Raw genomic sequence first — 12,333 nt, forward strand, 5'->3', positions numbered from 1 at the left:
GAGGGAGTTGAATCTTTCGGGTGCGGAGCAGAATTGACCGGCGGGGAGGGCGTTTTCTCCCTACAGTTCGGGGTCGTAGACCCAGAGCATGTTCGGGCGGTGGAGGTCGCTGTCCTCGCCGATGACGACGCGTCCGTCGGGGAGGATGACGAGGTTGTCCGGATTGGCGATGGTGTTCTCCGGGTCGACCGTCGAGGACGCGTCGGCGAGCCTCCGCAGTCCGCCGCCCGCGAGCCCTTTCGCCGCCTCGGTCGCCCTGTGGACGCCTTTCGCGTCTCCCCGGGTCTCCCGACTCGCGGACGACCGACGTTCCCTCGTCGGGTTGTACGAGCAGTCCCGACAGACGGTGCTCTTCGAGTTCGGGTGCGAGTCGTACGGACAACCGCCGCAGACGTTCGCGTTCGGACCGCCGACGACGACCGGTTCCATCCGGTGGACGTCGTACCGCCCGTCCAACCGCATCCGGTAGACCGCACCGTAATCGTTCCCCTCGAGTTCGATGTGGTCCTGCGGATCGTCGTGCTCCCCGGTGGCCTCGTTCGAGAGCATCGTCTCGTTCACCTCCGACATCGCCATGTAGAGGAAGTCGCCGGGTCGCGCGTCTGACTTGATGTTGACCCCCTCCATCTTGCGGAACTCGTCGGTCGCGCCGACCGCCGCCGCGGCTTTTCGGGATTCGAGGAACGCCGCGCGGTCGTCGGCGGCGTCGCCGTTCGCCCACGCTTCGACCTCCGCGTCGGTGACGTAGTCCGGGTTCGGGGAGGGGTCCTGGTCGTCGTACTCCTCTATCCACGACAGCACTTGGTCGTCGGTGGCGTGCGCGAGTTCGATCCACTCGATGCCGAAGCTGACGTCCGCGGTGTCGTCGGTCGGCCCCAACTGCCTCGCCCGCGCGGCGTAGAGCGTCCCCGCCGAGAGGTCCCCCGGTTCGTCAGCGACGAACTTGAAGAAGACGGTGCCGGTTCCGTCGTCGCTCATGTACGCCGTCTTTCGGTCGGGCATGACGACGGCGTTCTCGTGGGCGAACCGCCCCATCGCGTAGTGCTTGGTCGGTTTCGGGTCGCCCTTCGGGTTCTCAATCTCGACGATGTAGCCGTACCGATAGGCGTTTCCGACGTAACCGAGGTACTCCTCGATCGCTCGCTCGCCGTTCCCGTACGTCGTCTCCTCGGAACTGAACCACGTTCTTGCGTCCGGTTCGTACTCCTCCGAAGTGAGGGGCGTCCCCCACGGGGAGACCGTCCCGAAGCAGTTGTTCCACGTTCCCTCGACCGGTCGGAAATCGAGGTTGCGCTTCTCCGCGACTGTCCATCCGCCGGCGTCGTCCGCCCGTTCGAGCGTCAGTCGACTCATCATCCCGGGTTGGGTCTCCCAGTTGGTGAAGAGGTAGCCGCCGTCCGCACCGTCGGGAACGAATCCGTTGAAGTCGGGGTTCGACCCGTCCGTCAGCGGTTCCCCCGATTTCGAGTACGGAACGCCCAACCGCTTCCCGTTCACCGTCTCGTCGCCCCCCTCCGCGAGAATCTGGTACTCCCCTTTCGCGGTTTTGACGTACTCCGCGGGCGATTTCGGCGGTTGCACGCTCTCGAAGTCGCGGGGGAGACTCGTCATATCGACGCCGGCGACCGCTCCTATCGCGCCCGGTCGGTACCGCTCTTCCGCCTCCGCGCCCGGATGCTGGACGTTGAAGAAGAGCCGCCCGTCCTCCGTCAGGAAGATGCCGGTGAACTCCGCGCCCGCGACGGTCGTCGCGAATCGGTTGAGCGTCGGTTCGGTTTTGCCGTGCCCGCCGATTCGTCCGCTTCTCGCACCGGCAGTTCCCGCGTGGACGCCGAGCGACACCGCGATGAGCGATTCGAGCGTGGCGCGCCGGGACAGGTGTTCGCGCATGACGGGTGTACGTCGGGTAGAATTCGACTTTATCCTTTCGCAAATTACCTGTTTGAAGATAAATCTGAACGGTGAACAATAGTATAAATAACGAAACGATATCTATATCGAAATACGTACGGGGGTGTTTCGGTGGAGTTCGGAGAACGGCCGGTCGTCGAATCGTTCGGTTCGCGACCGATACGCTCAACCGCCCGAACCGCGGCGTTCGACGGCGACCCCTTTCGCCTCGCTCGCGTCGATGCCGAACAGGAAACCCGCGATGAACAGGAGCTCGTTTCCGACGTAGTATCGTCGGAAGACGTGGTCGACGAGCGATTGGAGCGGTTCGGGAGCGACGCCGCCCAGCAAGACGAGGACGAGCGCGATGATGGCGGCGAGTCCGGCGAACCAGCGGGTCACCGCCCCCGAGACGAAGCCGACGACGAAGACGCCGACCGCCGTGAGCAGGCTCATACGGTCGACCTTCGTTCGGATCGCGCTTAGCTATTGGCGTTCGAGCGCGTCGTCGGTCTCACGCAGTCGATACCTCGTCATCCCCTTCTGTCGCCGTCTGTCGACCCGGCGCTCGACGACCAACTCGCTGAGCGCCGATTCGACCGCCTTCCTTGACTCGCCTTCGACGAGCGAGACGAGCGACCGCGCGGTGACCGGCCCCGGGTACGCTCGCTCCAGTTCCCGTACGACCTCCCGTTTCGTTGCCTCCGTCATCGTTCTCCCCCGACCGCTTTCGCCGAAGTCATTCCATCGCCATGTGCGTCTGGGTGCCCTCGACCCCGCTGATCGACAGCACTCCGGACGCGACGGTCTTTCTCACGTCGGCCGGCGAGTCGACGTCTATTTTCGCGATGACGTCGATATCGCCGGCGACGATGTGGGCGTCGGTGACGCCGTCGAGTTCCGCGACCGTATCGCGTATTCGGTCCACTGACGGCACGTTCGCTTTGATGAGGACGTAGGCGATAACCATCGGTTCTCCCCTTCAAACTAGACGCGAGCGATGCCCAAAGCGTTGCCGCCGTCCGAGCGAGGGGACGACGCCCGCGGATCGTCGCGGCGATGGCGGCCGACCGGTCTCGTTCGAGTCGAGACGAGTAGTGAAAGAGCTATAGAAAGACCCATATTATATGAAATTAATGATATATATAATACGAGTTAACAAATGAGCGACCCTCTCCGGGAGTCCGTTGCCGACGGAACGAACGTTCTCGTCCGCGCGTCACCGCTGGACGCGGACGGCGATTCGAAGTGCCTCGATTTTCTCGCGGCCTCTCCCCCGTCCCTATCGAACGTTCTCATCGTCTCCTACGTTCGCACCCCCGAGGAGTGGCTGACGCGGTGGCGCGACTACGTCGGCGAACTCCCGGCGCAACTCGGCGTCATCCACGTCGGGGATACGATGCGCTCCGCGGCAGCGTCCGCCCCGCAACCGAGCGCCTCCGAACGACGACCGCCGGCCCTCGTCGAAGGCGTGGCGAGTCCGACCAACCTCACCGGACTCGGCATCAAGATGAGCGAGTATCTCACGGAGTGGGAGGACAACGGGAACCGGAGCGCCGTCTGCTTCGACTCCCTCACGGTGCTCTTGCAGTACGCGGAGGACGTTCAGACCGCCTTCAAGTTCCTCCACACGCTCATCGGGCGCGTCCGAGCGGCGCGGGCGCGAGCCTGTTACAAGATAACGCCCTCCGCCCACGACGACCGGACCGTCGCGACCCTGTCCAGCCTGTTCGACGGCGTCATCGACTGACGACGAGACGGTCGACTCGCGTCGGAAACGTAGCGTCGCCGCTCGGGCGTCGGCCCTTACGCGTCTCCGGCGTCGCGGCGTCGGAAGAACACCTTCGGCTCCATCGAGAGCTTCGTCTCCCCCGCTTCGTTCTCCAGTTCGATGTGGAACGTCACCAGCCCGCGGTTCGGGTCGCTTTCGAGCGGTCGCTTCTCGAGGACCTCGGTTCGAACCGAGAGCGTCTCTCCGGGGCGAACCGGGGCGGTCCATTCGAGACGCTCGACGCCAGGCGACCCGAGGCTTCCGCCGCCGCCGAGAACGTTATCGACGAGGATTCGCATGCAGATGGCGGTGCTGTGCCACCCGCTCGCCACGAGTTCGCCGAACAGCGACTCCGCCGCCGCCTCCTCGTCCACGTGGAACGGCTGCGGGTCGTACCGCTCGGCGAACGAGAGTATCTCCTCTCTCGTGACCTCGTAGCTACCGAATGCGTCGGTTTCGCCGACCTCGAGGTCGGCGAAGTACGTGCCAGCCATGCGCTCGCTTTGGTGCGGTTCGACCAAATACCCGGCGGTCGTCAGTCGGGTCGGGCGGCGGCCGCGTCGACTACCCGGCCGAGGAAGAGCACGGTGCCCGTCGGGCGGTGCCGAACGAAAAAGAGGAACGGACGGTCGACGGTCATCTCGAACGGATTCAGCGTCGCGCCCGTCGCCGCCACCTCGACGGCCGTCGCGGCCGCCGCCTCGGTTCCTTCCTCGTCGACCGCGACGTAGCTCTCGTGGAGCACGTCGTCGATTCGCAGGTGTTCGCCCGCCCCTTCGAGGTCGACCATCCCGCCGAAGTCTGCGCCCCTCGAGAACGCGACCGGCATCCCCAGGTCCGCGAGCGTCTCCGGAAGTTCGAACGACGACTCGACGGTGAACCTCGGGAGCGCGATGGTTCCCTTCCGACTCTCCATCTCGCTAAGCAGCGTCGACGCGCGGTCGGCGTCCAGCGACCGCTCGAACTCCTCGAACGTTCCCTCCTCGGGGAGGACGACGACCATTCCGACCTCGCCGCCGACGTAGGGGAGTTCGATACTCTGGTGGCCGTCGACGGTCGCGTAGGGGAACGACTCGGATTGGCGCATCATCGGAACTCGCGACCTCGTCCCGTCGAGCGCGGCGAACGACTGCCGTCTCGTCCGATCTTTCTCGAACGGCTCCGCCCACGTCGCCCGGAAGTAGACGGCGTTCGTCAGGACGAGCCGAGTTCGGGGGCCGAGTGCGTTCTTCGGGAGCAGCTCGGTTATCTTCTCCTCGGTCCGGTCGGCGACCCACTCGTTGATGGTTTCGGTCGCTTCGTCGTGATTTGTCTCGAAATCGCAGACGCGGAGGCCGGCGTCGTAGTACGTCTCGAGGGTCGTGAGGAAGTCGTCCCGCCACGGGTAGTTCCGTTGTCCCCAGATGGCGTTCGCGCTCTTCAGTTGGAAGGGGACGTCCTTTCCGGAATCGCCCCCGTCGCTCGCGGCCAGTCGGTCCTCGGTCTCGCCGAAGACCGCGTGGAGCGAGTTGCCGTCCTGCGGAAATCGGAGCGCCTCGGCCATCTGGGTTCGCGTCTCGCCGCGCGCCCCGGCGTAGGTCATCGCCAGCGCGACCGAGACGCTGTAGGGCGAGACGAACTGGTTCTTCGCGGGTTCGTCCGCCGCGAGCGACGATAGGAGATTCAATCCGAACTCGGCGTTGCCGCGGGCCAGTCGGTCGATATCGCTCCCTCCCGCGACGGCCGGGTTCGGATTCGGATCGCCGGCCACGGTCGTACCGCGCGCCTTCGAATCGTCGGACGACAGCGGTCCGAGACAGCCCGGGAGGAGCGAACCGGCGAGGAGCGCGTTCGAGAGCGCGAGAACCGCGCGTCGGGTCGGGGCCATGCGTCACCGATTGGACGTAACGCACGAAAGTTGTTGGCAAGACTCAAAGAACGGTTTGACATACGTTCCGGACGGGCGGCGCTCCCGCGCGGCGAGGACGGCGCGAGAGCGTGCCTTTTTGCCCGACGGACGCGTATCCGAGGGTATGGTCGCGTCGAAACTGGCGGTCGTGCTGTTCGGCCTCTTCGAGTTGGCGTTCCCGAGGAAGGTGGTCGAGTTCGGAGAGGCGCTCGCGTTCGAGAACCCGGGCGAGAGCGAACTGCGGTCGTGGATAATTCCCGTCGCCCGCGCCGAGGGGGTCGCGTTCCTCGCGCTGATGCTGCGCGGCGAGCGGTCGTACTCCGAAGCCGCGCCTCTGCTCGGGCTTATCGGGATACCCGCGCTACTCGAACCGAGGCGGTTCGTCGCCGCCGCGATGCGAGTATCCTACCGCGACGCCGGACGAATACGACTGAAATCGTGGGTCGTTCCGTTCACGCGTCTCCTCGGACTCGTCTACCTGCTCGTCGCGCTGCGCGAGTTCGCCGAGCGCCGCTCCGCCCGCTGAACCCCTCTCCCGTTCGCTCCCTACTATCGCGCTTCGTCGCTCCTCGCCGCTCCTCGCCGCATCTCGTCGTTCAAATCCGATTTGAGGTGGTCGAGTCGATCTTCGAGGTCGTCGATTCGCTTCTGCTGTTCCACGAGCACCGAGACGAACGCCGTCACCTCGACGGGTTGGTGAATCTGAAGCCGACCCGCGTCGGCGTGCGCCCGCGCGTACTCGAAGAGTCGGTCTAACGCGTCCCGGTCGGTGCCCGGAAGCGCGCGTCGGTACGCCTCCCACCGCGTCTCCATCGCGTCCAACGCGTCCTGATACGTCGAATCGGTACGGTTCATCACGACCGACCGTACCGCCGGAGCGCACAAAGGTGCGACCGGGTCGCTTCCGGCGCTTCCGAAAGGAGCGTCGCCGAGCGGTCGGTGCGGCCCATCGTCGGCGAAGAGCGCCGCCGGTGTCGGGTCGGGCCGGTGTCGGTCGCGTCTTCGCGGTCGCTCCGCCGCTTTCCGATTCGGTTCCGAAATCCTCGGGAGCGCGACCGACCCTCCCGACGCCGCGATTTGTATACACAAACCGTTTGCAACGTACACAAAAAACTTAAACTACGTCCGGACGACCATGGGAGTGACGTTGTCATGCAACAAGCCGTCTTCGACCGGAACGAGTACGAGCGGCGGATAGCGCGGACGAAAGAACGGATGCGGGAGGCCGAACTGGACGCCCTCGTCGTCTCCGACCCGGCGAACATGAACTACCTCACCGGCTACGACGGGTGGTCGTTCTACGTCCACCAAGCCGTCATCGTGACCCACGACCGCGACGAACCTGTCTGGGTCGGGCGGGATATGGACGCCAACGGAGCGCGAGCGACGACGTGGCTCGCCGAGGAGAACATCCGGCCGTACAGCGACGACCACGTGCAGTCGCCCCGGGACCTCCATCCGATGGATTTCTTCGCCGCGGTGCTGAAGGACCTCGACGCCGACGACGCCCGCGTCGGCGTGGAGATGGACGCCTACTACTTCACCGCGAAGTCGTACACCAGACTCCAAAAGAACCTCCCCGACGCCGAGTTCGACGACGCCACGCTCCTCGTCAACTGGGTTCGGGTCGTCAAGTCGGAACCGGAGTTGGAGTACATGCGCCAAGCCGCGCGCGTCTCCGAGAACGCGATGCGGGCCGGACTCGACGCGGTCGCGGAGGGCGTCCCGGAGTACGAGGTGGCGGCGGAGATATACGACGGACTCATCCGGGGAACCGACGAGTTCGGCGGCGACTACCCCTCCATCGTCCCGCTGATGCCGTCCGGCGACCACACCGGAACGCCGCACCTCACGTGGACCGACCGACCGTTCGAGCGGGGCGACCCGGTCATCATCGAACTCTCCGGCTGTCGGAACCGGTATCACTCCCCGCTGGCGCGGACGACGTTCGTCGGCGACCCGCCCGAGGAGATGAAACGCAGGGCGGAAATCGTCGTCGAGGGACTCGAAGCGGCGCTCGACCACGTCGAACCCGGCGTCACCGCCGAATCGGTCGAGCGAGCGTGGCGCGACGTCATCCAGAAGTACGACATCGAGAAGGAAGACCGGATCGGCTACTCGATGGGTCTCGGCTACCCGCCGGACTGGGGCGAACACACCGCGAGCATCCGTCCCGGCGACGAGACGATACTCGAGGAGAACATGACGTTCCACACGATTCCCGGCCTCTGGTTCGACGACTTCGGCGTCGAACTCAGCGAGACGTTCCGCGTCACGTCGAACGGGGCCGAGGTGCTGGCCGACTTCCCGCGGGAGCTCTTCACCGCGTGACGGCGGCGGTTCGGAACCAAGGCCCGCACGAACGTGGAATTCGCGGGCGGCCATCGCCGCCCGGCCCCGCGGTGCGTCGACGCGCTCAATGCCCGAAACGAACGATACCCTCGATAGGGGGGCGTTGAAATCCGCTAACTCGGTGAAACGATTGCGCCGTTTTATTCGTACCCTCGTCCATCCGAGAGCGCCGAACCATGACGAACGAAACCGACGACCGCGAGGGGAGAAATTCGACGGAGGCGTCCCGCCGAACGCCGCCGCGGCCGGATGCACTGAGAAAGGCGATACCGGCCACGGGAGCGCTCGCGCTCGGACTGGGGAGCGCCGGAAGCGCGTCGGCACAACCACAGAACGTGTTGGTGTACACCTACGACTACCACCCGAACGTGCAGTTCCGCGTCACCGACTCGATAGAGCAGTCCACCACCGTTCGACTCCTGCGTCGCCCCGGGGGCACCGACGTTCCCGAAATCAGCCAACCGGACGACTACAACGGGTACGTGATTCGCTATCTACTCCGCGGGCGAGGTCGGAGGGGTAATATCACCGCGTTCGTCTTCGGCCGCGACCTGGTACTGAGTCCGGGCGACCGCCGCCGGTTCTCCGAGGACGCGGCCGTCTTCAGCAGTACGCTCAACCTACTCGGAACAACCATCCGCGGACGCGACTGAGCGAGACGGAACGAACGAGATGATTTCGTCCTCCGCGATACAATCGCAATCAGCGGGGGTCCGGCGCGAGCACCAGATTTTCCAGCGGTTCGTCCCCGTCGAGTCGTTCGACGTTTCGCGCGACGATGTCGGCGAGTCGCTCCCAGTGGCGCGGCGTGTGTCCACCGGTGTGCGGCGTGATGAGGCAGTTTTCGAGGTTCCAGAGCGGATGGTCCTCCGGAAGCGGTTCGGGGTCGGTCACGTCGAGCGCGGCCCCGCGGATCTTGTTCGACCGCAGCGCGGAGACGAGCGCGTCGGTGTCCACGATGGGGCCGCGCGCGGTGTTGACGAGGACGGCGTCCGTCGGCATCGTCGCGAACTCCGACTCACCGACGAGTCCGCGCGTCGTCTCGGTGAGCGGGCAGGCGACGACGACGTACCGACTCCGCGAGAGGGCGTCGTGGACGGCGTCTTCCTCGAAACCGACCACTTCGTCGGTCGGGCCACCCTTCTCCGGCGAATAGCGAACGCCGATGGTCTCCACCTCGAACCCGCCGAGGCGCTGCACCACGGCCTCGCCGATGGAGCCGAGGCCGACGACGGTGACGGTGCTGTCGGTGAGTTCGCCCGACTGGAAGTGCCGCCACTCGCGATTTCGCTTGCGCCGCCAGCCTTCGTGGAGGCGGCGCGCGAAGACGAGCATGTTGCCGACCGCCTGCTCGGCGATGCCCGGCGCGTGGATGCCCCCTGCGTTCGTCACGGCGACACCGCGCTCCGCGAGGGCGTCCATCGGAACGTGGTCGGTTCCGGCGAACGTGCACGCGAAGAGTTCGAGGCGCTCGGCGCGGGCGAGCAGGTCCTCGCCGACGGTGATGCCGGTGACGATTCGCGCGTCCGCGACGAGTTCGCGCTCCCGCATCGGCGTCCGGGCGAGCGCGACCGTCCGGTCGGGGAGGCGTTCTTGTAACTCCTCGGCGTACGATTCCATCGAGAGTCCTTCCGTCCCCTCGCGGAGAACGACGATATCGGGGTTCTCGCTCATTCTATCTCCACCGCGCCTTCCGACGCGAACTGACGGTCGAACGATTGCGACGCTTCACCTTAGTCCTTTTGTGTAGCCGATGTCAACAGTAAGCGTTTATCATTAAGTGGTTGGAGCGTGTTAGGGTCACGCATGACCGAGTCGATACGAGAGCGACTCGCCGAGGTGCGCCGCGAGTTCCACCGCTACCCGGAACCCGCGTGGTGCGAGTTCTACACGACGCACCGCCTCGTCGAGGAGCTACGAGCCATCGGCGTCGACGAACTCGCGATCGGAACCGAGATTTACGACGGCGCGGACCGCATGGCGGTCCCCGAGGACGACGACGTCGACCGGTGGTACGAACGAGCGAGCGAACGCGGCGCCGACCCCGACGTGCTCGATCGGATGGCCGGCGGAAACACGGGCGTCGTCGCCGTCCTCGAAGGGAACGAACCGGCGGTCGGCCTCCGCGTCGATATCGACGCGCTGTTCATCGAGGAGTCGACGGCGGACGACCACGCACCGACGGCGGAGGGGTTCCGGTCCGAGGGCGACGGGACGATGCACGCCTGCGGCCACGACGCGCACATGACGTGGGGTCTCGCCGCCGTCGAAGCCGTGAAGGAGAGCGACTTCGACGGGAAACTCGTCGTCTTCTTCCAACCCGCGGAGGAGGTATCGGGCGGCGGCTACCCGATGGCCGAGAGTCGGTTCGCCGACGGCCTCGACTACTTCTTCGCCGTCCACGTCGGTCTCGACCATCCCACCGGCGAGGTCGTCGCCGGAATCGAACGACCGCTCGCCATGTGTCACGTCGAGGCGACGTTCGAGGGAACGTCCGCCCACGCGGGGAAAGCGCCCGAGGAGGGGAACAACGCGATGCAGGCGCTCGGCACCGCCATCCAGAACGCCTACGGCATCCCCCGCCACTCCGACGGGATGACCCGCGTGAACCTCGGGAAGGCGGAGGCGGGGACGGCGAGCAACGTCATCGCCGAGCGCGCCCGCGTCTCGGCCGAGGCGCGCGGCGAGACGACCGAACTGATGGAGTACGCGAAATCGCGGCTAATCGGAACGCTCGAAACCGCCGCCGAGATGCACGGTTGCGACGCGGACGTCGACGTCGTGAGCGAGTCCCCGCGCGCCGACAGCGACCCCGAACTCCTCGACGTCGTTGCGGACGCGGCACGCGGCGTCGACGGCGTCGATTCGGTCGTTCCGACCGCGGATTTCGGCGCGAGCGAGGACGCGACGTTCCTGATGGAGCGCGTGCAGGAGGACGGCGGTCTCGCCACGTACCTCATCGTCGGCACCGACCACCCGACGAGCCACCACACCCCGACGTTCGACGTGGACGAGCGGAGCCTCGACATCGGCGTCGAGGTGCTGACGAGGTCGATACTCTCCGTCGCGGAGGACGGCGTATGAGCCCGGACCGGACGAGAGACGGGGTGCCGACCGCCGACGAGGTCGTCACCCTCGCGGACGTGGAGGCCGCCCGAGACCGACTCGACGACGTCGTTCACCGGACGCCGCTCGACCGCTCGACGACGTTCGCGGAGCGGAGCGGCGCGGCCTCGGTCGGTCTCAAACTGGAGAACGTGCAGCGCACCGGGTCGTTCAAGATTCGCGGCGCGTACAACGCGATGGCCCAGCTTTCGCCGGAGGAGCGCGAGCGGGGGGTCGTCGCGTCGAGCGCGGGCAACCACGCGCAGGGGGTCGCGCTCGCGGGGCGGTTGCTCGACATCGACGCGACCATCGTCGTCCCCGAGGTGACTCCGGCGGCCAAAATCGAGGCGACGCGGGGCTACGGCGCGGAGGTCGTGGTCGAGGGCGACATCTACGAGCGCTCCTACGAGCACGGGCGCGACCTCGCCGACGAGGAGGGTCTGTCGTTCGTCCATCCCTTCAACGACGAGGCGATCATCGCCGGGCAGGGAACCGTCGGCCTCGAACTGCTGGAGCAGTACCCCGAACTCGACACCGTCCTCGTCGCCATCGGCGGCGGCGGGCTGATCTCGGGCATCGCGACCGTGCTCGCGAACCGCGACCCGGACGTCCGCGTCGTCGGCGTCCAACCGGAGGGGGCGTTCCACGCCAAGCCGTCGCTCGAACGCGACGCGATACACGAACTCCCCGACGTGGACACCGTCGCGGAGGGCATCGCCGACACGCGCCTGCTGGAGAAGACATTCGCGGTCGTCCGCGAGCGCGTCGACGACGTCGTCAGCGTCAGCGATAGGGAGTTGAGCGTCGCAGTCGCGCTCCTCGCGGAGCGAGCCAAGACCGTGGCCGAGAGCGCCGGCGCGGCGCCGCTCGCCGCGCTCCTCTCCGGCGCGGTCGACGCGGACGGCGAGCACGTCGGCGTCGTGGTCTCCGGCGGCAACGCGAACCTCTCCGAACACGGCGAACTCGTGCGCGCCGGCCTCGCGGAACTCGGTCGGCGCGCGGACGCCCGCCTCTCGGTCGCCGACTGGCCGACCGCGCTCGGCGCGCTCTCGGAGACCGTCGAGGAGCGCGGCGCGGAACTCGACGCGCTGGAGCGCGCCCGCCGAACCGCCGAGGACGACCCGAACCGGACGCCCGTGACCGTCGGCGTGACCGGAAGCGGGCCGGCGCACGTCGGCGAGGTGCTGGACGCCCTGGACGCCCTGGACGGCGTCGCGGTGGTCGCTGACAACTTCGACCGACACCGCGCCGGGCGATCGGACTAATCGAGCGCGGGAAGGACGATATCAACCGCGCCGTCGGGTCGGATGCGAAGGTCCGGGAGAGA

14 protein-coding genes are annotated in these 12,333 nt (G+C 66.6%); 6 read left to right on the forward strand and 8 right to left on the reverse strand.

The annotated features are described in order from the left end of the window. Positions 1 to 60: 60 nt before the first annotated feature. From LIX00_RS21975 to LIX00_RS21990, 4 genes are all read right to left on the reverse strand, one after another. Positions 61 to 1,890, reverse strand: a complete 1,830-nt coding sequence (locus LIX00_RS21975; protein ID WP_227356659.1) for a PhoX family protein — start codon at positions 1,888 to 1,890, stop codon at positions 61 to 63. Between the two features lie 186 nt (positions 1,891 to 2,076). Beyond that, the gene (locus tag LIX00_RS21980; protein ID WP_227356660.1) at positions 2,077 to 2,346 is read right to left on the reverse strand and encodes a hypothetical protein; all 270 of its coding nucleotides are present in this window, start codon (positions 2,344 to 2,346) and stop codon (positions 2,077 to 2,079) included. Between the two features lie 30 nt (positions 2,347 to 2,376). After that, positions 2,377 to 2,601 (reverse strand): hypothetical protein, encoded by a 225-nt coding sequence (locus LIX00_RS21985; protein ID WP_227356661.1) that lies wholly within the window; start codon positions 2,599 to 2,601, stop codon positions 2,377 to 2,379. A gap of 28 nt (positions 2,602 to 2,629) precedes the next feature. Further along, a complete protein-coding gene (locus LIX00_RS21990; RefSeq protein ID WP_227356662.1) occupies positions 2,630 to 2,860 on the reverse strand; it encodes an Lrp/AsnC family transcriptional regulator in 231 nt (76 codons plus the stop codon). Between the two features lie 192 nt (positions 2,861 to 3,052). On the opposite strand from LIX00_RS21990, the gene LIX00_RS21995 reads away from it, so the two are divergent. Then, a complete protein-coding gene (locus LIX00_RS21995) occupies positions 3,053 to 3,640 on the forward strand; it encodes a DUF7504 family protein (RefSeq protein ID WP_227356663.1) in 588 nt (195 codons plus the stop codon). Between the two features lie 56 nt (positions 3,641 to 3,696). On the opposite strand, the gene LIX00_RS22000 is transcribed toward LIX00_RS21995, so the two are convergent. Continuing rightward, positions 3,697 to 4,155, reverse strand: a complete 459-nt coding sequence (locus LIX00_RS22000) for a MaoC family dehydratase (protein ID WP_227356664.1) — start codon at positions 4,153 to 4,155, stop codon at positions 3,697 to 3,699. Positions 4,156 to 4,196: 41 nt separating this feature from the next. Next, positions 4,197 to 5,528: a serpin family protein gene (locus tag LIX00_RS22005; RefSeq protein WP_227356665.1), complete on the reverse strand. Its 1,332-nt coding sequence runs from the start codon at positions 5,526 to 5,528 to the stop codon at positions 4,197 to 4,199. A 145-nt stretch (positions 5,529 to 5,673) separates the two neighbouring features. Between LIX00_RS22005 and LIX00_RS22010 the strand changes: the two genes are divergently transcribed. Beyond that, on the forward strand, positions 5,674 to 6,075 hold the full coding sequence (locus LIX00_RS22010) for a hypothetical protein (protein WP_227356666.1): 402 nt from the start codon (positions 5,674 to 5,676) through the stop codon (positions 6,073 to 6,075). A 23-nt stretch (positions 6,076 to 6,098) separates the two neighbouring features. On the opposite strand, the gene LIX00_RS22015 is transcribed toward LIX00_RS22010, so the two are convergent. Continuing rightward, positions 6,099 to 6,638 carry a DUF8156 family protein gene (locus LIX00_RS22015; RefSeq protein ID WP_227356667.1) on the reverse strand — a complete coding sequence of 180 codons (540 nt, stop codon included), beginning with the start codon at positions 6,636 to 6,638 and terminating at the stop codon, positions 6,099 to 6,101. Between the two features lie 63 nt (positions 6,639 to 6,701). Between LIX00_RS22015 and LIX00_RS22020 the strand changes: the two genes are divergently transcribed. Both LIX00_RS22020 and LIX00_RS22025 read left to right on the forward strand, forming a co-directional pair. Further along, a complete protein-coding gene (locus LIX00_RS22020) occupies positions 6,702 to 7,880 on the forward strand; it encodes a M24 family metallopeptidase (RefSeq protein ID WP_227356668.1) in 1,179 nt (392 codons plus the stop codon). A 197-nt stretch (positions 7,881 to 8,077) separates the two neighbouring features. Continuing rightward, positions 8,078 to 8,554 carry a hypothetical protein gene (locus LIX00_RS22025; RefSeq protein ID WP_227356669.1) on the forward strand — a complete coding sequence of 159 codons (477 nt, stop codon included), beginning with the start codon at positions 8,078 to 8,080 and terminating at the stop codon, positions 8,552 to 8,554. Positions 8,555 to 8,603: 49 nt separating this feature from the next. Here the strand turns inward: LIX00_RS22025 and LIX00_RS22030 are convergent, their stop codons facing one another. Continuing rightward, positions 8,604 to 9,575 (reverse strand): D-2-hydroxyacid dehydrogenase, encoded by a 972-nt coding sequence (locus LIX00_RS22030; RefSeq protein ID WP_227356670.1) that lies wholly within the window; start codon positions 9,573 to 9,575, stop codon positions 8,604 to 8,606. A 132-nt stretch (positions 9,576 to 9,707) separates the two neighbouring features. On the opposite strand from LIX00_RS22030, the gene LIX00_RS22035 reads away from it, so the two are divergent. Continuing rightward, positions 9,708 to 10,985: an amidohydrolase gene (locus LIX00_RS22035; RefSeq protein WP_227356671.1), complete on the forward strand. Its 1,278-nt coding sequence runs from the start codon at positions 9,708 to 9,710 to the stop codon at positions 10,983 to 10,985. Continuing rightward, a complete protein-coding gene (ilvA, locus tag LIX00_RS22040; protein WP_227356672.1) occupies positions 10,982 to 12,271 on the forward strand; it encodes a threonine ammonia-lyase in 1,290 nt (429 codons plus the stop codon). Before LIX00_RS22035 ends, ilvA begins: the two co-directional genes overlap by 4 nt. The last annotated feature ends 62 nt before the right edge of the window (positions 12,272 to 12,333 follow it).

Origin of the sequence: Haladaptatus salinisoli (assembly GCF_020614375.1) — an archaeon.
GTDB classification, from domain to species: domain Archaea; phylum Halobacteriota; class Halobacteria; order Halobacteriales; family Haladaptataceae; genus Haladaptatus; species Haladaptatus salinisoli.